Origin of the sequence: Cupriavidus pinatubonensis, assembly GCF_019602855.1 — a bacterium.
In the GTDB taxonomy this organism is placed as follows: domain Bacteria; phylum Pseudomonadota; class Gammaproteobacteria; order Burkholderiales; family Burkholderiaceae; genus Cupriavidus; species Cupriavidus pinatubonensis.
This window is the reverse complement of record NZ_CP080767.1, coordinates 307,310-327,403: the sequence shown is the minus strand read 5'-3', so window position 1 is coordinate 327,403 and position 20,094 is coordinate 307,310. Positions and strand designations below refer to the sequence as shown.

Here is a 20,094-nt window from a genome sequence, read left to right as displayed (position 1 = left end):
CCGGCGCACATCGCCATCAACAAAGTGATGGTTTATGCGCCGGTGGCGAGCAAAAAACCCTTTAGATTTTAGGGCTTAGCGAGCTGTTCCAGCGCCGCCGTCTGTTCCAGGGGGTCATAGGCGTTGAGGACCTGGTCCACGAGCGGCTCCAGCCGCGCGCAATCGGCGTGCAGGACTTCTTGCTTGACCCGCAGCAGTTGGGCCGGATGCATCGAGAACTCACGCAGGCCCATGCCCAGAAGCAGCCGCGTCATGCTCGGATCCCCGGCCATCTCGCCGCACACTGCCACCGGTACGCCGGCACGATTGGCTTCGCGGATGGTGCGCGCAATGAGCTGCAGCACGGCCGGGTGCATCGGATCGAACAGATGCGCCACGGCGTTATCGGCGCGGTCGATGGCAAGCGTGTACTGCGTGAGGTCGTTGGTGCCGATCGACAGGAAATCCATCCGGCGCAGGAACAGCGGCAACAGCAGCACAGCGGCCGGAATCTCGATCATGGCGCCGACCTTCAGGCCGGGATCGTAAGGCACGCCGCGCTCGTCGAGCTGGCGCTTGGCCTGTGCGAGCAGTTCCAGTGTCTGGTCGATCTCACGCGCATGCGAGAGCATTGGCACGAGCAGCCGTACCGGCCCGAACGCCGACGCGCGCAGCAGCGCACGCAACTGGGTCAGGAACATGGCCGGCTCGGACAGCGACCAGCGGATCGCACGCAGTCCGAGCGCAGGATTCAGTGCGGTCTCAAAATCGTCGCCGCGGCCATCCAGCGGCTTGTCGGCGCCGATGTCGATCGTGCGGATCGTCACCGGCAAGCCGTGCATGGCTTCGACCGCACCGCGATAGGCCGCGAATTGCTCATCCTCGTCCGGCAGTTCGCCGCGACGGTTCATGAACAGGAATTCCGAACGGAACAGGCCCACGCCCACGGCGCCTGCCGACAGCGCTACGCCCGCGTCCTCGGCCATCTCGATATTAGCCAGCAGGTCGATTTCCTGGCCGTCCAGCGTGACCGCCGGCGTATGGCGAAGGCGCTGCAGGCGCTTCTTTTCCAGCGCGCGCTCGCTCTGGCGGTGGCGGTATTCCTCGAGGATGATGGCCGACGGATCGACGATCACGAGACCCGCATCGCCGTCGACGATGATCCAGTCGTCCTGGCGGATCAGCTCGCTGGCGCTTTGCACACCGACCGCGGCCGGAATGTCCAGGCTACGCGCGACGATGGCGGTATGCGACGTCTTCCCGCCCATGTCGGTGACGAACCCGTGGAAGACCGTGTGCCGGAACTGCAGCATGTCGGCCGGCGCAATGTCGTGCGCGACGACGATCACGCCCGGCGCCGGCTCGCCGTCCGCAGCCAGCGCGGGAACCGGGGCCGGCGCCAGCACCGGCGCACCGGCCAGCACCTTCAGGATCCGTTCGACGACTTGGTGGATATCGGTCTTGCGCTCGCGCAGGTATTCATCTTCGATCTCGTCGAACTGGCGCATCAGCTCTTCGAGCCGCGTGGTCAGCGCCCACTCCGCGTTGTAGCGGCGTCCGCGAATCAGTGCCTCGGGCTCGCGCGACAGCGCCTCGTCGTCGAGGATCATGGCATGCACGTCAAGGAACGCGCCGAGTTCCTCGGGGGCGTCACGCGGGAGGTCGCGCTTCAGCGTGATGAGTTCCGCACGTACTGCGGCACGTGCGGATCGAAGTCGTTCGACTTCGTCGTCGAGCCGGTCTTCATCGACCAGGTAGTGCGAGACGTCCAGCGCGGCTGGAGCAAGAAGATGCGCGCGGCCGATGGCGACGCCGCGCGAGACCGGGATGCCGTGCAGGGCAAATGACATGTGCCGCTCCGTCAGGAACGTTCAGGAAACCATGGCAGCGCGGCGGGCCTCACTCGCCCTCGCCAAAGCGGTTGGCGATCAGCGCCAGCAGCGCATCCATCGCCTCCCGCTCGTCCGGTCCGTCGGTCTCGATGGTCACGGTGGAGCCGATCCCCGCCGCAAGCATCATCACGCCCATGATGCTCTTGGCATCGACCTGGCGTCCGTTGCGGGACATCCTGACCTGGCTGGCGAAGTTGCCTGCCAGTTGCGTTAGCTTGGCCGAAGCGCGGGCGTGCAGCCCGAGCTTATTGATGATGGTGGTGTCCCTCTGCAGCATATCGGTCGGGATGGTTGGCTGTTTGATTTTGTACGGTTGTAGTGCCTACCTGCAGCACGCCCTGCGACCCGCCGGCAAGCGCCTTGGCCACGAGCTGATCGAGCTTTTCCCCGCGATAGCAGATGGCGCGCACGAGCATCGGCAGGTTGACGCCAGCCAGCACCCGGACGCGGCCCGGTTCAGCAAGCTTTGCGGCAATATTGGCCGGGGTGGCACCAAAGATATCGGTCAGCACCAGCGCGCCATTGTCTTCGCAGACGGCGTCGAGCCGCTGACGGGCTTCCGCAAGGACGGCGGCAGGATCTGCGTCCGGAAGGACGTCGATGGCCTCCAGCCGCTGTGGCTGGCCACAGTAGACGTGGGCGGCGCAATCGCGCAAGGCCGAAGCCAGGGGAGTGTGCGCGATGATCAGAATTCCTGCCATGATGGTGAATCCGTTGGACTGGCCCGATTGTAGCAGGCGCCCTCCCCCGTATTTTCGCGCCTACGCCCGCTTTCTGCCGGCCTTCGCCCGCTTGTAACGCTCAGGCGCCCGGCGCCTCCACGGCGTGCTCGAGCGCGTCGATAAACATGGCGGCTACTTGAAAACCGGTCTGCTGGGTGATTTCCTGGAAACAGGTCGGACTCGTCACATTGACTTCTGTGAGGTAATCGCCGATCACATCGAGACCCACCAGCAGCAAACCTTGCTCCCACAGGCCCGGCGCCAGCGCCTCCGCAATGTCGCGGTCGCGCACGGTCAGTTCCTGCGCGCGGCCGGTGCCGCCCGCCGCCAGGTTGCCGCGCACTTCGCCCGCCATGGGAACTCGCGCCAGCGAATACGGCACGGGCACGCCGCCGATCAGCAGGATGCGCTTGTCACCGTCCTTGATCGCCGGGATATAGCGCTGGATCATCAGCGTGCGACGGCCATCTTCGCCAAGCGTTTCGACGATGGCCCCGAGGTTCATGCCGTCCGCGCCGACACGGAACACGCCCATGCCACCCATGCCGTCGAGCGGCTTGATGATGATGTCGCGGTGTTCGGCGTGGAAGTCGCGGATGCGCGCGATGTCGCGCGTGACCAGCGTCGGCGTGATGAATTCCGGAAACTGGTTGATGGCCAGCTTCTCGGAATGGTCGCGGATCGCGCGCGGCTTGTTGAACACGCGCGCACCCTGCGACTCCGCCAGTTCCAGCAGCCAGGTGCTGGTGACGTATTCCATGTCGAACGGCGGATCCTTGCGCATCAGCACCGCGTCGAAGTCCTTCAGCGACGTCAGCGCCGGCGTGCCTTCGCGGTACCAGTCATGGCTGTCGCCGGTGAGCTGCAGCGGGGTCGCTACAGTCTCGACCTGGTCGCCAAACAGCGACAACTGGGACTGCAGGCTCCAGAACACGTGATGGCCGCGCGCCGCGGCCTCGGTCATCATGGCGTAGGTGGAGTCCTTGTAGGTCTTGAAGGTCTCCAGCGGATCGGTGATGAAGAGGATGCGCATGGGGGCTCGTCAGAGAATCGGGTTCGGGTCGGTCTTTTCGAGTTCGATCGAGGCCGCCAGCAGCGCCAGCCGAGCTACTACGCCGTACATATAGAAGCGGTTCGGCACTGCGGCACCCGGCTTGGCGTGGCTGTCCGGGATGCCGTTGGGCGCGAACGCAAGCGGCACGAAATGCATGCCCGGCGCATTCAGGTTCTCGTCGTTGCCGCGGCCGGTGTGCACGCGGTAGAAGCCGCCGACCACGTAGCGGTCGATCATGTAGACCACCGGCTCGGCCACGGCCTCGTTGACCTTCTCGAACGTGTGCACGCCTTCCTGGATGATGACGTCGCTGACCTCCAGGCCTTCCTTGACGACGCTCATCTTGTTGCGTTCCTTCCGGTTCAGGCCCTTGACCTCGGACGGATCGCGCACGGTCATGATGCCCATGCCATACGTACCGGCATCGGCCTTCACCACCACATACGGCGTTTCCTTGATCCCGTACTCGCGATACTTCTTGGCGATCTTCTTGAGCACCGCTTCCACCGAATCCGCGAGTTCTTCCTCGCCGATGCGCTCGTGGAAATTCACGCCCGAACAGCGCGCGAAGTACGGGTTCACCATCCACTGGTCGATATCGATCAGCTTGGCGAACTTCTTGGCCACTTCGTCATACGCGGCGAAGTGACTGCTCTTGCGGCGCGTGGACCAGCCGGCGTGCAGCGGTGGCAGCAGGTACTGCTCGTTGATGTTCTCGAGGATCGGCGGAATGCCGGCCGACAGGTCGTTGTTCAACAGGATCGAGCACGGGTCGAAATCCTTCAACCCGAGCCGGCGGTCCTTGGTGCCCAGCCGGGCCAGCGGCTCGACCACCAGGGTCTGGCCATCCGGTAGTTCGATCGGCGTGGGCTCGGTGATTTCCTCCGACAGCGACCCAAGGCGCACATTGAGGCCCGCCTGGCGCATGATTAGCGACAGCCGTGCGACGTTCTGCAGGTAGAACATGTTGCGCGTGTGCCGCTCGGGGATCAGCAGCAGGTTCTTGGCATCCGGGCAGATCTTTTCGATCGCGGCCATGGCCGCCTGCACCGCCAGCGGCAGCATTTCAGGCGCCAGGTTGTTGAAGCCCCCCGGAAACAGGTTGGTGTCGACCGGCGCGAGCTTGAAACCGGCATTGCGCAGGTCCACCGAGCAGTAGAACGGAGGCGTATGTTCCTGCCATTCCAGCCTGAACCAGCGCTCGATGGACGGCGTCGCGTCCAGGATCTTCTTCTCCAGTTCGAGCAGCGGACCGTTCAGCGCGGTAATGAGATGCGGGACCATATCCATCCTGTTGATCTATTGGTCGTCTTAATCGTTCGCCCCGATTGTAGAGGAACGGCCAATTGGCTGCTGGCAAGCCCTTTATAAGGATATGCCCGGCGCAGCCTAAGGGATTGGGATATGGGGATGCCTGCGCGGAAGTAAACCCCCGCCGGCGTAACGAAAAAAAAAGCGCGGCTTGCCGCGCTTTCAAATGGCCTGACAGATACGGGGAGCGTTCTGCAGGTGGAGGAAACTGCCTCAATGGCACTGTATGTGCGCGGCACCACAAAAACAATTGAAGCTTTTTTAGATCGGATTTAAGCGCCCGGCGAAAAGCCGTCCACTTCACCCGCTCCTGCCTTGAACCGCTCGCCGTATGAAAAAAGCCCGGCTCGCGGCCGGGCAAAACTCCTGAGAGTCGATTCCCAATCAGCTCTCCAGCACAACACCTTGACGATCAGACTTCATAGGCGGTTTCGCCGTGCGAGGTGATATCCAGGCCCTCGCGCTCTTCTTCTTCCGGCACCCGCAGGCCGATCAGCATATCCACCAGCTTGTATGCCACGAAGGCCACCACACCGGACCAGACGATCGTGGTCAGCACGCCCTGGAACTGGATCCAGACCTGGCCGGCGATCGAATAGTCGTCGGCCACCTTGTTGGCCACGTAGTCGTAGATGCCGGTGCCGCCCAGGCTCGGCGAAGCGAACACGCCGGTCAGCAGCGCACCCAGGATGCCGCCCACGCCGTGCACGCCGAACACATCGAGCGAGTCGTCCATGCCCAGCATGCGCTTCAGGCCGGTCACGCCCCACAGGCACAGCAGGCCGGCGATCAGGCCGATCGCGATCGAACCCATCGGGCCGACGAAGCCAGCTGCCGGCGTGATGGCCACCAGGCCCGCCACGGCACCCGAGGCACCGCCCAGCATCGACGGCTTGCCCTTGCTGATCCACTCGCCGAAGGTCCAGGACAGCACCGCGGCGCAGGTGGCCAGCAGCGTGTTGACGAAGGCCAGTGCGGCCGAGCCGTTGGCTTCCAGCGCCGAGCCGGCATTGAAGCCGAACCAGCCGAACCACAGCAGCGAGGCGCCGACCATGGTGAAGGTCAGGCTGTGCGGACGGATCGCCTCGCGGCCGAAGCCGATGCGCTTGCCGAACATGAAGGCGCCAACCAGGCCAGCCACAGCGGCGTTGATGTGGACCACGGTGCCGCCGGCGAAGTCCAGCGCGCCCTTCTGGAACAGCCAGCCCGACTTGGCCGTCGCAGCAGTACCGGCGGCAGCGTCAGTGAAGGCGTCCGGACCCGGCCAGAACCAGACCATATGGGCGATGGGGATGTACGAGAACGTGAACCACAGCACCACGAACACCAGCACGGCCGAGAACTTGGCGCGCTCGGCAAAGGCGCCGATGATCAGCCCGCAGGTGATGGCCGCGAAGGCGCACTGGAATGCAAAGTAGCCCAGCTCCGGCACCACCACGCCCTTGCTGAAGGTAGCCGCCACGGCGTCAACCGTCAGGCCCTTCATGAATAGCCGGTCGGTTCCGCCGAAGAAGGCATTGCCCTCGGTGAACGCAAAGCTGTAGCCGTAGACGGCCCACAGCAGCGACACCACTGAGAAGATCACCAGGCACTGCATCAGCACCGACAGCATGTTCTTGGAACGGACCAGACCGCCATAGAACAGCGCCAGGCCCGGCAGCGTCATCAGGATCACGAACGCCGTGCTCACGAGCAGCCAGGCAGTGTCGCCCTTGTTTGGAACGGGTGCTGCCGGAGCGGCAGCGGCCTCGGCCGGTGCGGCGGCAGTGGTTGCAGCCGCGGGGGCAGCCGCAGCAGCGGGTGCCGCTGCAGGCGCAGCGGCGGCGGCCGGCGCGGAGGCCTCGGCCGCCGGCTTGTCCTGCGCGACGGCATGGGTGGACAGGCCGACGCCGGCCGTGCCGATGGCCAGCGCCATCGCGCCCGCCGTCAGGATTCGCTTGAACCAGGTTGTCATTTGCTTAACCTCTTGTCGTTGTGCTGTCACAGGGCATCGCTGCCGGTCTCGCCGGTGCGGATGCGGATGACCTGCTCGATCGGGGCCACGAAGATCTTGCCGTCGCCGATCTTGCCGGTGCGGGCCGACTTCTCGATGGCCTCGATGGCGCGTTCGACCACGTCGTCCGGCACGGCTACCTCGATCTTCACCTTGGGCAGGAAGTCGACGATGTACTCCGCGCCGCGATACAACTCGGTGTGGCCTTTCTGGCGGCCAAAGCCCTTCACTTCCGTGACGGTGATGCCGGACACGCCAACGTCCGACAGCGCTTCGCGCACTTCGTCAAGCTTGAACGGCTTGATGACTGCGATGATCAGTTTCATCGGTTTCTCCTGTGGGCATGCCGGCTTCGGCCTGCCCTGGCTGACGCTCAATTAGAAAGTCTTGGAAAGGGACACCCACCCCGTGTTGTTGCCCACGTTGTGGTTGTAGCTGTTCGTGTAGAACGAGTCCTTTGCGTTGGTGCCGATATAGGCCACCGCCACAGCGAAGCCTTTACCCAGGTCCTTGGTGATGCCGAGCTTCCAGTCCAGGTACGAAGCCGCACTGATGTGCTGGACGTTCTGGTAGCCGACATGCGCGTTCAGCGTCAGGTCCCACACATTGAGCGGGTAATTCACGCTCAGGTCGATGTAGCTGCTGTACTGGCTGTTGGCGATGCCGAACAGGTTGGTGAGCGCCTGGGAGTACTTCAGGAAAACCGGGCCGTAGCCGATGCCGGCATAAATCTCGGTCGTGTAGGGACGCGGCTGGCTGTAGCCACCCGGATAGAAGTACTGCAGCACGCCGACGTCATAGTTGAACTCGAGATCGCTCGCCTTGAAGGTATTCTTGAAGCCGCCGTAGAAATCCATCTCGATCGGCGCCGACACTGACTTGTCAGCGTCCGAGATCCAGCTGATGCTGGAGTTCCAGTTGCCGATGTAGAAGCCGCTTTCGTGCGCGTAGTCGAAGCCGCCCTGAATGGCCGGGCGGCGGTTGGACTGGCTCAGGCCGCGATAGCGGTAATCCGATACCAGTGCAACGTTCGCCGTGAACGTGTGCGGCGACGCGGGCTCGGCAGCGGCGGCAGCCGGAGCCGGCGCCGCTGCGTCCGTGGCGGTCTGGGCGAATGCGGTGGCAGCGGAACTACAGAGAACGACTGCGCTGACTGCAAGGGCCAACTTCTTCATGGATTCCTTCTCCTTTTCCTTTTTGGCTCGGATTTCGTTTCTTAGGGTTTCGGTGATGCTGTCCAACTCACTACTGCAACAGCCGTGCCAGGTATGAGAAAAACACGCATCCGGAAATGCCCGAAGGCTAAAGGGTGATCAAAACCCGGCTTGAATCTGCCTTGCATCAAAGCCAGATCGCGTCAAAAGGTGTGAACGGCCACGACACGGTGCTTTCATGCACGTGCCTGAAGGGCGATAATCGAAGCCTGAAGATGACCAGCCGGCACGCGCGGCACCGCGGTCGCCCGCATTAGGGGCGCCCAATTCCTGTGCGAAAGCGAGGCATGCGGCAGGTCATTTCCCGCATTGGCACCACCACGGTGCGCGAAGGAGAAACCATGAAACCGACCGATCTCTTCAACGACCTGCAGAACAAGGTCAGCGAGGCACTGCGCAACTCGCCGGCAAGGGACATCGAAAAGAACGTGCGCAGCATGATGACCCAGGGCTTCGCCCGGCTGGACCTGGTCACGCGCGAGGAATTCGACGTGCAGTCGCAGGTCCTGGCGCGCACGCGCGCACGCCTCGAGGAACTCGAAGAGCGCGTGGCAGAGCTCGAACGCCGCGCGGGCATCCCGCCCGGCCCGGGCGCGGTGGACACCACCGGGGGCGCATGACGCCACGGTCCAGCGACCCGATCCTTGCCGAAAGGCCGCCGTTTCACGGCGGCCTTTTTCGTTAACGCTTCCATCACAACTTCTTCCCGATATGAGCCTCGCCGTCCTGCATAGCCGCGCGCTCACCGGCATCGAAGCGCCGCCCGTGCGCGTCGAAACCCATCTGGCCAACGGCCTCCCCGTCTTCACCATCGTCGGCCTGGCCGACACCGGCGTACGCGAAAGCCGCGAACGCGTACGTGCCGCCATCATCAATAGCGGCTTTGAATTCCCGAACCGCCGCATCACCGTCAATCTGGCGCCAGCGGACTTGCCGAAGGAGTCCGGGCGATTCGACCTGGCCATTGCGCTGGGCATCCTGGCGGCGAGCGGCCAGATTCCCTCCGCCGAGTTCGATCAGTACGAGTTCGCCGCCGAACTGTCGCTGTCCGGCGACCTGCGCCCGGTGCGCGGCGCGCTGGCGATGGCCATGCGCCTGGCGCGCGAAAACGCCGCGCGGCAGGTCTCCGGCGGCAACCCTCGCGCGTTTCTGGTGGCGGCAGGCAACGGGGCCGAAGCGGCATTGATCGAAGACCTGACCGTCCACAGCGGCACCACGCTGCGCGAGGTCTGCGCCCATTTCACGCCACCGCACGACCGTCGGCTCGCCCGCGCCGTACCGGCCGCGCTCTCGCGGGTGCCGGAGCCCGGGCCGGACCTGCGCGACGTACGTGGCCAGGCGCAGGCGCGGCGTGCCATGGAAGTGGCCGCCGCCGGCCAGCATTCGGCATTGCTCGTTGGACCTCCCGGCACCGGCAAGTCGATGCTGGCTCAGCGGCTGCCGGGGCTGCTGCCGCCCATGTCGCTCGATGAAGCGCTCGAGTCAGCCGCCGTGCTCAGCCTGACGCCGGGCGGCTTCAAGCCGTCGCGATGGGGCGTGCGGCCGTGCCGGGCGCCTCACCACACCGCTTCGGGGCCGGCCATGGTGGGCGGCGGCGGGAATCCTCGCCCCGGCGAGATCTCGCTGGCCCACCACGGCGTGCTATTCCTCGACGAATTGCCGGAGTTCGACCGAAAGGTGCTGGAGGTGCTACGCGAGCCGCTGGAATCTGGCCGTATTACCATCGCACGCGCCGCAGGCCACGCCGACTTCCCGGCGTGCTTCCAGTTCGTGGCGGCCATGAATCCCTGCCCTTGCGGCTATCTCGGGCACCCCGAACGCGCGTGCCGCTGCACGCCGGACCAGATCCGGCGCTACCAGTCGAAGATATCGGGGCCGCTACTGGACCGGATCGACCTGCAGATCGAAGTACCGGCCCAGGACCAGGGCGAGATGCTGGACGGGCCCGCGGGCGAATCCAGCGAAGTCGTGCGCGCACGGGTGCTGGCGGCGCGCGAACGCCAGCTTGCGCGGCAGGGCAAACCCAACAGCGACCTGTCCGGCCGTGAGATCGACAAGCACTGCCCGCTGGAACCGACCGCCCAGGCCTTGCTGCGCGGGGCCATGGCGCGGCTGGCATGGTCGGCGCGCTCTTACTTCCGGGTGCTCAAGGTGGCCCGCACGATTGCGGATCTGGAAGGTGCTGAAGTCCTGACCACCGCGCACGTGGGCGAAGCGATCCAATACCGGCGCGCCTTGCGCACGCCGGGATGAGGGAGATCCAATGCGCTCAGCGGCGCGGCGGCACGCCGACGGGCGGATCGACCGGAGGCGGAACCGGATCCTCTTCGGGCGGCAAAGGCAGATCAGGCGGGACGCCCGGCGGCGGGGGTTCGTCGACAGGCGGCACGGTATGCGTGGGGTGCGCAAACGTGCCGGCTTGGGGGAACGGAATGGTCGGCATTCGGGAGATCTCCGCGGCGAGGGGTCTCTCCCATTGAAGCAAACCGGGCGTCAGGCCGCCAGCACGCAACCGGGATGCGGCTATCAGGCGTGCTGCCGACGCACGAAGAACAGCGCCGCGCCTACCGCCATCAACACGCTGCCGAAGAAGCGGTTCTGCCAGTGCACGGCACGCGCGTTACGGAACAGGCCCTGCATGCGCGAGGCCAGCAACGCGTAGCCGTGCATGACGATCAGGTCCACGCCGCACATGGTGGCCGCCAGGATGGCGAGCTGCGGTGCCAGCGGGCGGGACGGGTCGATGAACTGCGGCAGCACGGCGACCATGAAGATGATGCCCTTCGGGTTGGTCACATTGGTCAGCAGCCCCGTGGCGAAGCGCCGGCGCGGGCTCATGGGCGTCACGCGGACAGCGGTGCTGCCGCTGTCGGTGCCGCCCTCCTCGACCTTCGCTCGCCATTGCTGCAGGCCCAGATAGATCAGGTACATCGCGCCGACGGTCTTGACCACGGCAAACGCATGCTCCGACGCGAGCAGCAGCGCGCCGAGCCCGCCGCCGGCCACGAGCAGGATGATCACCAGCCCCGCCTGCAGGCCGAAGATCGTGGTCGAGGTCCGACGCACGCCGTACGACAGGCCGTGGCTCATCGACAGCACCGCGCCCGAACCGGGCGACACCGCAATGACCCAGCACGCGGCGAAATAGGCCAGCCAGACTTCCCAACGCATCACTTCTCTCCTTCGAATAAATCTTGCCGGGTGGATCAATACGGATGGAATCCGCCCAGGAACTGCTCCACCTGCTCGGCGTTGCGCTGGTCGCGCGCGCCCTCGCCCGATTCCAACACCACTGCCTGGTAAGCCTTGGTGCCCACGGCCACAAGCCGCGCGGTCAGGCGGCGCGGCGACCGGTCCTGCGGCGACACACCGCTGACCTGAACCTCTACGCCATCGAGCGGCCGCGCGGGCTGGTCCGCCGACTGGATTGTCACCGGGCGCGTATGCGCCGGTTCGCTGCCATGCACGCCAAGGTTGGCCACCAGGCCCGACTGCATCGCGGCCAGCGCTTCGCGCCGCAATTCGGCGTCGTCAGACGGCAGCGTGACCACACCGACGGCGAACAGCGTGTCGTCGACGCGGGCTGCCTGCATGGTCATCGGGAGCTTGTGTCCAGCGATGGCCACGTCGCGCGCGGCGCTCGTGGGCTTTGCCGGATAGAGCGCCGCATAGCCTCCGTCGCCCGACTGGATCGTGCGCCAGTCATAGCGCGGCGAGCACGCGCCGAGGCAGGCCACGGCGAGCATCGCTGGCAGAACCAGGCGGAGCCGGGAAAACCACTGACAGGGCTGAGGAAGGGGCATCGGGACGTGGCCGTACACGGTGCGGCGCTTATTGTCGGGACCGGCGCGCGGCGGGCGGGCACGCCTTGCCGTCGGGCGGAAACCGGTATTATCCGGGAAGCGGCCCGCCCGTGCTTGCCGCACTCCACATGATGCGCCCCATTAGTCCGCTCGCTCCAACCGCCACCATCCGTTACCTTGCCGTCCGCCTTGCGGCCAGCTTGCTGTTGACGATGGCAACGCTCGCCGTCCCTGCGTTCGCGGGCACCGCACACCTGCCGCTTGCGACCGACCTGGCCACCCATGCAGCCGATGCCACACGCCGCGGCGAACCGCTCTTGGTGCTGGTTTCCCTGCCCAATTGCGGCTACTGCGAGACCGTACGCAAAAGCTATCTCGGCCCGCAGGCGGCGGCTGGCGAGATCGCTGTGCGCGAACTCGACATGACCGCCGACACGCCGCTGCGCGACACCGACGGCACCATGACCACCGCACGTGCATGGGCGCGAGCCCATCAGGTCCGTGTTGCGCCGACGGTGCTGTTCCTTGACCGGGACGGCAAGCAGGCGGCCGCCCCGCTGCGTGGCCTGCAGCCGGACTTCTACGGTGCCTATCTGGAACAGGCATTGGGCCAGGCGCGTGCAGCCATCGCCGCCTCGCGCTGACCGGCTCCGGACTGCGGCGGATTGACGCAGACGCCGGATGACAGCAACACGGCGCGCACGGGTTTAGAATGGCCTGTTGCCAGTTGAACGGGTCCGGTTCTCGCCGGTCCGCATTGCCATGACAAACCCCGCATCCGCCACTTCGAAACCCCGCAAGCTTTGGCCCATCGCCGTGGCCGTCGTCGTACTCGCCGTGCTGGGCTGGTTCGGCTATCGCGCGCTGTCCCCGTCGAGCCAGGTGCCTGCGGCCACGTTCACGCTGCTGTCGGGCGAGAAGGTCAGCACCGGCGATCTCAAGGGCAAGGTCTACCTGATCAATTTCTGGGCAACGAGCTGCGCCACCTGCGTCAAGGAAATGCCCGACATGGTTCGCACCTACGAGCAGTACAAGGGCAAGGGCCTGGAGTTCGTGGCCGTGGCCATGAACTACGATCCGCCGATGTACGTGATGAACTACGCCAAGACGCGCGGCCTGCCGTTCAAGGTCGCGATGGACTCGGACGGCGCCGCGGCCAAGGCCTTCGGCAATGTGCAGCTCACGCCCACTACCTTCGTCGTCGACAAGGACGGCCGCATCCTGAAGCGCTATGTCGGCGAACCGGAGTGGGACGCCCTGCACAAGCTGCTCGACGGCGCGCTGGAGAAGGCTGCCTGACCGATTTCCCGGCAACGGCAGCGAAAGTTACGAAAAAGGTGCTCATCGAGCACCTTTTTTGTTGGGCGGCTACCGCGTTCGCTTAAGCGGCTTGCGCCACCGGCCTGTATGGATATACAGTTTGCGCCAGTCTCATCCGCCCTGCGCCCCGGCGCTTCCGAACCGCCCGTGTCACTGGATCTTGCCCCTCTCGCGGAACGCCCGTCCGCTCCCGCCGCAGTCGTCTCCCCGGACGCTGATGTTCCGGCATACCTGTCGCGGCTCAATCCGGAGCAACGCGCGGCGGTCGAGCACCACAGCGACGGACCGCTGCTGATCATCGCCGGCGCAGGCTCGGGCAAGACCAACACGCTCGCGCACCGCGTCGCGCATCTGGTGCTCAATGGCGCCGATCCGCGCCGCATCCTGCTGCTCACGTTCTCGCGACGCGCCGCGGCGGAGATGGGGCGGCGTGTGGAGCGCATCGTCGATCAGGCGCTTGGCACCAATACGGGCGCAGGCCGCGCCGCGCTGCAGTGGTCGGGCACATTCCACGCGATCGGCGCGCGCCTGTTGCGCGAGTATGCAGAAACGCTGGGCCTGTCGCCCGCCTTCACGATCTGCGACCGCGGCGACGCCGCCGACCTGATGCACGTCGTGCGGCACGATCTCGGACTGTCCGAGCAGGCCAGCCGCTTCCCGAAAAAGGAAACCTGCCTGTCGATCTATTCGCGCGTGGTCAACACGCAGGCGCCGCTCGAAGACGTGCTCAAGCACTGGTTCCCGCGCTACACCATGTGGGTAGATGCGCTGCGCACGCTGTTCGCGGGCTATGTGGAGGCCAAGCAGAAGCAGCAGGTGCTCGACTACGACGACCTGCTGCTGTACTGGGCGCAGGCGCTGACGGAACCCGCGATCGCGCAGGACATGGGTGCGCGCTTCGACCATATCCTTGTCGATGAATACCAGGACACCAATGCGCTGCAGGCTTCTATCCTGCTGGCGTTGCGGCCCGACGGGCGCGGCCTGACCGTGGTCGGCGATGACGCGCAGTCGATCTACGCGTTCCGCGGCGCAACCGTACGCAATATCCTCGATTTCCCGGCACAGTTCACGCCGGCCGCGCATCAGGTCACGCTGTCGCAGAACTACCGTTCGACGCAGCCGATCCTGCACGCCGCCAATGCGGTGATCGGGCTGGCTGCCGAGCGCTACACGAAGGATCTTTGGTCGGAGCGGACCTCGGCCGAGAAGCCCGGCGTGGTCGTCGTCAACGATGAAGCCGACCAGGCCCGCTTCGTGGTCGAGCGCGTGCTCGAGCGCCGCGAGGCAGGCCTCTCGCTGATGTCGCAAGCGGTGCTGTTCCGCGCCGCCGACCATAGCGCGCAGGTCGAGATCGAGTTGGCCCGGCGCAATATCCCGTTCGTGAAGTTCGGCGGGCTCAAGTTCCTCGAATCCACGCACGTGAAGGATGCGATGGCGGTGGTACGCTGGCTCGAAAATCCGCTCGATCGCATCGCTGGCTTCCGCACGCTGCAGTTGCTGCCCGGCATCGGGCCCAAGACCGCGGCGCGCGTACTCGATGCGCTCGCGGTCGCCACGGAGCCGCTCTTCGCGCTGGAATCGTTCGAGCCGCCGCCTGCTGCCGCGCCGGCCTGGACAGACCTGCTGACACTGGCCCGCACGCTGCTGGGGCCCGCATCACCGTGGCCGTCGGAGTTCGAGCAGGTTGTCGCCTGGTATCAACCGCACCTGGAACGCATCCACGACGATGCCGCCGCGCGCATGGCCGACCTGCAGCAGCTCGAACGCATTGCCGCGACCTATGCCTCGCGCGAGCGCTTCCTGACCGAGCTGACGCTCGACCCGCCGAGCGCGTCCAGCGATGAATCGGGCGTACCGCTGCGCGACGAGGATTTCCTGATCCTGTCGACCATCCACTCGGCCAAGGGCCAGGAATGGAAGGCGGTGTACGTGCTCAATGCCGTGGATGGCTGCATGCCGTCGGACCTGGCCACCGGCACCACGGAAGAGATCGAAGAGGAAAGACGGCTGCTGTATGTGGCGATGACGCGCGCCAAGGACCATCTGGATGTCGTCGTGCCGCAGCGCTTCTACGTGCATCAGCAGCCGGGGTTCGGCGACCGGCACGTCTATGCGTCGCGCACGCGCTTCCTGCCGAATCGCGTGATGCCGAACTTCTACAGCCGGTCCTGGCCGCCTCCGCCGATGCCGGGGGAGGCGCCGTCGAAGGCTACGCTGGCGCCGGTGGACCTGGCCAGCAGGATGCGGAATATGTGGCGGTGAGCCTCACGCTTCCGCCGTATCCCTTTACGCCACCTTCTCCAGCAGCAACCCCTTCAGGTACTCCCCTTCCGGGAACGCCGCCAGCATCGGGTGATCCGTGCCGGCCGACAGACGCCGCATGATGCGCGCATCAGCGCGCGCATCCGTCACCGCACCGGCCACGATCTTCTGGAACAGCTCCATGCTGATCGCACCCGAGCACGAGTACGTGAACAGCAGCCCGCCCGGACGCAGCAACTGCATGCCGACCAGGTTGATTTCCTTGTAGGCACGCGCAGCGCGGTCGATATGCTGCGACGACGGCGCGAACTTCGGCGGGTCGAGCACGATCAGGTCAAACTGGCGGCCCTCCGCGCGGAATTCGCGCAGCGTCTTGAACACGTCGGCGTCGAGCCACGTCGCGCGGTTCTCATCGAAGCCGTTGAGCGTGACATTGCCGGCGGCGATCTTCAGCGCCTCGCCCGAGGAATCGATCGACGTCACCGACGTGGCGCCACCGCGCAGCGCGGCCAGCGAGAAGCCGCCCGTGTAGCAGAAGCAGTTGAGCACCTCGCGGCCCGCCGCGAGATCGCCGACGAGTTTGCGGTTGTCGCGCTGGTCGACATAGAAGCCAGTCTTGTGGCCGTTGCGCACGTCGACGTAGTAACGCACGCCATGCTCGGTCACCGACAGCGCCGGGTCAGGTTCAGCACCGGCCAGCACGCCGGTCACGAGTTCCAGTCCCTCGCGCTGGCGCACGGCGGCGTCGGACCGCTCGTACACGTTCGGGCAGCCGGTCTCCTTGACCAGCGCCTGCACGATGGCGGTCTTCCAATGCTCCACGCCCGCGGCGTTGAACTGGCACACGAGCTGGCCGCTTTCGCCATTGCCGTAGTAGTCGACGATCAGGCCCGGCAGGCGGTCGGATTCACCGAAGATCAGCCGTACCGCGTCGCTGTCCTTCACCCACTGGCGGCGATGCGCCACCGCCGCCGAGATGCGGCGCTTGAACATGGCGTGGTCGACGGGCTCGTTCTCGTCGAAGGTCCACACGCGTGCGCGGATCTGCGATTCGGGGCTGTAGGCGGCCTTGGCCAGGAAGCGGCCATCGGCGGCGCGCACGATGACGGTGGCGCCCGGCTCGCAGCGGCCTTCCGTGGTCGCAATGCCCGTCGCGTAGATCCACGGGTGGCGGCGCAGCAGGGATTTTTCCTTGCCGGGCTTGAGGGTGATGATGTTCATGTTGGTATGGGGAAAAGCTCGCCACGCCAGAAGCGTTTCTCACACTGCGGCGCGGCCCCCTCTCCGTGTACGGGAGAGGGGTTGGGGGTGAGGGGCGGAGTATCAACGAAGTGACGGGCGCTGGTATGCCAGTGCCTGCCCTCACCCCCGGCCCCTCTCCCGTGCGCGGGAGAGGGGAGAAAACACGCGTAATTCGAAACGGCAATGCCTTACAGCACCACCTTGACCATCGGATGCCCTGTCAGCGCGCGATAGATATCATCGAGCTGTTCGCGGCTTGTGACCCACACGGTCACGGTCAGGCCCAGGTAGTTGCCCTTGCTCGACGGACGCATTTCCATCTTGCCCGCGTGGAAACCAGGGTCGAATTCCTGCACCAGCGCCACGATGGCTTCGGCAAAGCCGTCCTGCATCGCGCCCATCACCTTGATGGGGAAATGGCTGGGGTATTCGATCAGCGACTGTTCGGGCGGAATGTCGCCCGGTTTGCCGCCGCCAGTATTGTCGGCTGTCATGTCAGTATCTCCGGCAGCCCGGCGCACGCATGGCGCACCGGACCGCTCTATCCCATCACTTGCGCTTGAACCACAGGCGGATGGTGTCCCACAGGCGGCCGAAGAAGCCGGCTTCGGGCACTTCCTCCAGTGCCACCACCGGGAATTCTGCCACCTTCGTGTTGCCATCCATCAGCTTCACCGAGCCCACCTGCTGGCCGGCGGCGATCGGGGCGATCAACAGTTCCTGACGCTCCAGCACCGGCTTCAGGCGGCCGCCCGTGCCCTTGGGCACCGTGACGAAGGTCTCGTTCTGCACGCCGATCTTGACCGTGCCGGCCTTGCCCTTGTAGATGTCCGGCGTAGCCAGCACCTGGCCCTTGTCATACAGGCGCAGCGTGTCGAAGAACTGGAAGCCGTAGTTGAGGATCTTCAGGCTTTCCTGGGTGCGCACCTGTTCGGTGGTGGTGCCGATCACGACCGAAATCAGCCGGCGCGATCCGTTCGGCACATTGGCCAGCGGCCGCTTGGCCGACGAGATCAGGCAGTAGCCGGCCGACTTGGTGTGGCCGGTCTTGACGCCATCGACGGTCGGGTCGATATACAGCAGGCGGTTGCGGTTCGGCTGCTTGATTTTGTTATAGGTGAACTCCTTCTGCGAGTACATGCCGTAGTACTCGGGGAAGTCCTGGATCAGTCGCGTGGTCAGCGTCGCCAGATCCACCGCGGTGGTGTAGTGGTTCGGGTCGGGAATGCCGTCGGTGTTGGTGAAGTGCGTGTTCTTCATGCCCATGCGCTGGGCTTCGCGGTTCATCATCGCGACGAAACCCTCTTCCGAGCCGCCCACGGCTTCGGCCAGCGCCAGTGCGGCGTCGTTGCCCGACTGCACGATCAGGCCCATCAGCAGGTCCTGCACGCTGACCGGCTTGTTGGGCTCGATGAACATGCGCGATTCATCGCTTTTGACCTTCAGCACCAGCGTGGTCGGGACCACGGCCTGGTCCAGCGTCAGACGCTTTTCCTTCAGTGCCTCGAACGCCAGGTAGGCGGTCATCAGCTTGGTCAGCGACGCGGGCTCGATGCGCTGGTCCGCGTTCTGCGAAGCCAGTGCCTGGCCGCTGGTCACGTCGAACAGCATCCAGGACTTGGCGGCCACTTGCGGCATCGGCACACCCTGGGCCAGCACGGCGGCGGGCGCGGCGGCGAGCGTGGCTGCCGCGACGATGGCGGCGGGGGCAAAGACGGACGCTAGGCGCGGCGTGGCTCTGTTCAGCATGTTTTCAGTTTCCGACAAGATAGATTTCGCGAAAGACGGTAGCGGCTACGGGCAAGGCCGTCCTTACCGGTCCCACGCGTTGACGACGAGCTGCTTGATCAGGTGCAGCTTGCGATGAAAGAAATGATCGGCGCCCGGTATGACAATCACGGGTAGTTCCTGCGGGCGAGCCCAGTCGAACACGCTCTGCAGCGGCACGGTGTCGTCCTGCTCGCCGTGGATCACGATGGTATCGGCGGGCACATCGGCCACCTGCCAGCGGCTCGCGGCGGTGCCGACCAGCGCCAGGCGCTGCGCGGGCGTGCCGGCATCGGCCAGGCGCTTGGCGACGTGCGTGGTCACGAAGCTGCCGAACGAAAATCCGCCCAGGGCCAACGGCAGCGTCGCGGCATCAGGCGACCATGCGGTCTGCTCGCGCATCCATGCGATCACGGCCAGCAGGTCGTCCTGCTCGCCCACGCCGTTGTCATGCTCGCCGGCACTGTTGCCAACGCCGCGGAAATTCGGACGCACCGTGGCATAGCCAAGCTGCACGAAGCAGCGCGCCAGCGTCTGCGCGACCTTGTTGTCCTTGGTGCCGCCGAACAGCGGGTGCGGGTGCGCGACCAGCGCCAGTCCGCGCGGCGCGGATTGCGGCAGGTCGACCGAGAGGTCGATCGCGCCGGCCGGGCCGGCAATGGTCAATACCTGGGTATGCGCGTTCATGATGACGATGGACGATGCAACTGGGGCAATGAAAAACGCTGCCGCTGCGCTCGCGCTGGAGCGGCATCGCTACGGTAAACACTGGAAAAAACCTCGGAGACATCCGTGATGCGGGCTCTGCCGCACTGGCAGGCACCGCATTCAGCGGTTCAGCGGTCCACCATCAACCGCTCCACCGGCTTGCCGTTCAGCAGATGGCTGTCGATGATTTCGTCGATATCTTTCTCGTCGACGAAGGTGTACCAGACGGCCTCGGGGTAGACCACCAGTACCGGTCCGAGTTCACACCGGTTCAGGCAGCCGGCCTTGTTGATGCGCACGCGGCCCTCTCCGCCGGCGATGCCCAGTTCCTTGCAACGCTTCTTGGCGTACTCCTGCATGGCCTTGGCATTGTGCTGGGCGCAGCAGTTCTCGCCGGCCTCGCGCTGGTTGAGGCAGAAAAAGACGTGGTGCTTGTAGTAGCTGCTCATGCGTGCTGGGGAAGATGGCTTGCCGCACCGGCACAGGGTTAGGCGCGTCCGGCGGCATGGGTGGAAGCTCGGAATTATACGGTGTGCGGAGGGCCGGACCAGGTCAATCCGGCTTCCGCAAGCATGGTCTGCGCTCGCTGTCGCCCAATCCTGCCGCCTCATGTGCCATATGGGGCACCCCCACGCGCGCAGGCATTCCGGATCCCCGGAGCCGGCGATTCCGGATTTCCGGAAATCCGGAGTGCCGGACCCTGCGCCCCGCTGCATGTCGTCTTTCAAATCAAGGGGTTACGAATCCGGCGCGCCCTGGCATAGCCATTGCAAATCCAGATCCCGAGACGCGCCGCATCCGCGACGGCGCGCGCCCGCCGCCCC

At 65.4% G+C, this 20,094-nt stretch carries 21 protein-coding genes; 5 read left to right on the top strand and 16 right to left on the bottom strand.

What is annotated here, in order from left to right:
• Window positions 1-68 precede the first annotated feature (68 nt).
• The 8 genes from ptsP to K2O51_RS13920 all read right to left on the bottom strand — a co-directional run bounded on the left by ptsP (window position 69) and on the right by K2O51_RS13920 (window position 8,126).
• Entirely contained in the window at window positions 69-1,829 is a 1,761-nt protein-coding gene (gene ptsP, locus K2O51_RS13955; RefSeq protein ID WP_011296487.1) for a phosphoenolpyruvate--protein phosphotransferase, read from the bottom strand.
• Window positions 1,830-1,878: 49 nt separating this feature from the next.
• Window positions 1,879-2,148 carry an HPr family phosphocarrier protein gene (locus K2O51_RS13950; RefSeq protein WP_011296486.1) on the bottom strand — a complete coding sequence of 90 codons (270 nt, stop codon included), beginning with the start codon at window positions 2,146-2,148 and terminating at the stop codon, window positions 1,879-1,881.
• Entirely contained in the window at window positions 2,117-2,572 is a 456-nt protein-coding gene (locus tag K2O51_RS13945; protein ID WP_011296485.1) for a PTS sugar transporter subunit IIA, read from the bottom strand. Before K2O51_RS13945 ends, K2O51_RS13950 begins: the two co-directional genes overlap by 32 nt.
• 100 nt (window positions 2,573-2,672) lie before the next feature.
• Window positions 2,673-3,626, bottom strand: a complete 954-nt coding sequence (gshB, locus tag K2O51_RS13940; protein WP_011296484.1) for a glutathione synthase — start codon at window positions 3,624-3,626, stop codon at window positions 2,673-2,675.
• Between the two features lie 9 nt (window positions 3,627-3,635).
• On the bottom strand, window positions 3,636-4,931 hold the full coding sequence (gshA, locus tag K2O51_RS13935; RefSeq protein ID WP_011296483.1) for a glutamate--cysteine ligase: 1,296 nt from the start codon (window positions 4,929-4,931) through the stop codon (window positions 3,636-3,638).
• Window positions 4,932-5,370: 439 nt separating this feature from the next.
• The gene (locus K2O51_RS13930) at window positions 5,371-6,912 is read right to left on the bottom strand and encodes an ammonium transporter (RefSeq protein WP_011296482.1); all 1,542 of its coding nucleotides are present in this window, start codon (window positions 6,910-6,912) and stop codon (window positions 5,371-5,373) included.
• A gap of 26 nt (window positions 6,913-6,938) precedes the next feature.
• On the bottom strand, window positions 6,939-7,277 hold the full coding sequence (locus K2O51_RS13925; protein WP_011296481.1) for a P-II family nitrogen regulator: 339 nt from the start codon (window positions 7,275-7,277) through the stop codon (window positions 6,939-6,941).
• 51 nt (window positions 7,278-7,328) lie between these two features.
• On the bottom strand, window positions 7,329-8,126 hold the full coding sequence (locus K2O51_RS13920; protein WP_011296480.1) for a TorF family putative porin: 798 nt from the start codon (window positions 8,124-8,126) through the stop codon (window positions 7,329-7,331).
• A gap of 380 nt (window positions 8,127-8,506) precedes the next feature.
• Here K2O51_RS13920 and K2O51_RS13915 point away from each other — a divergent pair, with 380 nt between their 5' ends.
• Both K2O51_RS13915 and K2O51_RS13910 read left to right on the top strand, forming a co-directional pair.
• Window positions 8,507-8,785, top strand: coding sequence for an accessory factor UbiK family protein (locus K2O51_RS13915; protein ID WP_041679795.1), 279 nt, complete (start codon window positions 8,507-8,509; stop codon window positions 8,783-8,785).
• A 91-nt stretch (window positions 8,786-8,876) separates the two neighbouring features.
• Entirely contained in the window at window positions 8,877-10,418 is a 1,542-nt protein-coding gene (locus tag K2O51_RS13910) for a YifB family Mg chelatase-like AAA ATPase (protein ID WP_011296478.1), read from the top strand.
• A 16-nt stretch (window positions 10,419-10,434) separates the two neighbouring features.
• On the opposite strand, the gene K2O51_RS13905 is transcribed toward K2O51_RS13910, so the two are convergent.
• The 3 genes from K2O51_RS13905 to K2O51_RS13895 all read right to left on the bottom strand — a co-directional run bounded on the left by K2O51_RS13905 (window position 10,435) and on the right by K2O51_RS13895 (window position 11,968).
• Window positions 10,435-10,608 (bottom strand): hypothetical protein, encoded by a 174-nt coding sequence (locus K2O51_RS13905; RefSeq protein ID WP_166486975.1) that lies wholly within the window; start codon window positions 10,606-10,608, stop codon window positions 10,435-10,437.
• Window positions 10,609-10,691: 83 nt separating this feature from the next.
• Window positions 10,692-11,336: a LysE family transporter gene (locus tag K2O51_RS13900; protein WP_140949331.1), complete on the bottom strand. Its 645-nt coding sequence runs from the start codon at window positions 11,334-11,336 to the stop codon at window positions 10,692-10,694.
• 35 nt (window positions 11,337-11,371) lie between these two features.
• Window positions 11,372-11,968, bottom strand: a complete 597-nt coding sequence (locus tag K2O51_RS13895) for a hypothetical protein (RefSeq protein ID WP_011296476.1) — start codon at window positions 11,966-11,968, stop codon at window positions 11,372-11,374.
• A 131-nt stretch (window positions 11,969-12,099) separates the two neighbouring features.
• Here K2O51_RS13895 and K2O51_RS13890 point away from each other — a divergent pair, with 131 nt between their 5' ends.
• From K2O51_RS13890 to K2O51_RS13880, 3 genes are all read left to right on the top strand, one after another.
• Window positions 12,100-12,612 (top strand): SoxW family protein, encoded by a 513-nt coding sequence (locus tag K2O51_RS13890; protein WP_220631635.1) that lies wholly within the window; start codon window positions 12,100-12,102, stop codon window positions 12,610-12,612.
• A gap of 118 nt (window positions 12,613-12,730) precedes the next feature.
• Window positions 12,731-13,267, top strand: coding sequence for a TlpA disulfide reductase family protein (locus K2O51_RS13885; RefSeq protein ID WP_011296474.1), 537 nt, complete (start codon window positions 12,731-12,733; stop codon window positions 13,265-13,267).
• Window positions 13,268-13,435: 168 nt separating this feature from the next.
• Entirely contained in the window at window positions 13,436-15,553 is a 2,118-nt protein-coding gene (locus K2O51_RS13880) for an ATP-dependent helicase (protein ID WP_041679793.1), read from the top strand.
• A gap of 24 nt (window positions 15,554-15,577) precedes the next feature.
• Here the strand turns inward: K2O51_RS13880 and K2O51_RS13875 are convergent, their stop codons facing one another.
• The 5 genes from K2O51_RS13875 to K2O51_RS13855 form a co-directional block, all read right to left on the bottom strand.
• On the bottom strand, window positions 15,578-16,774 hold the full coding sequence (locus K2O51_RS13875) for a class I SAM-dependent rRNA methyltransferase (RefSeq protein ID WP_011296472.1): 1,197 nt from the start codon (window positions 16,772-16,774) through the stop codon (window positions 15,578-15,580).
• A gap of 209 nt (window positions 16,775-16,983) precedes the next feature.
• The gene (locus K2O51_RS13870; protein ID WP_011296471.1) at window positions 16,984-17,289 is read right to left on the bottom strand and encodes a YbeD family protein; all 306 of its coding nucleotides are present in this window, start codon (window positions 17,287-17,289) and stop codon (window positions 16,984-16,986) included.
• Window positions 17,290-17,344: 55 nt separating this feature from the next.
• A complete protein-coding gene (locus K2O51_RS13865) occupies window positions 17,345-18,544 on the bottom strand; it encodes a D-alanyl-D-alanine carboxypeptidase family protein (protein ID WP_011296470.1) in 1,200 nt (399 codons plus the stop codon).
• 63 nt (window positions 18,545-18,607) lie between these two features.
• Window positions 18,608-19,249, bottom strand: coding sequence for an alpha/beta hydrolase (locus K2O51_RS13860; RefSeq protein ID WP_011296469.1), 642 nt, complete (start codon window positions 19,247-19,249; stop codon window positions 18,608-18,610).
• 149 nt (window positions 19,250-19,398) lie between these two features.
• Entirely contained in the window at window positions 19,399-19,719 is a 321-nt protein-coding gene (locus K2O51_RS13855; RefSeq protein ID WP_011296468.1) for a (2Fe-2S) ferredoxin domain-containing protein, read from the bottom strand.
• Between the last annotated feature and the right edge of the window lie 375 nt (window positions 19,720-20,094).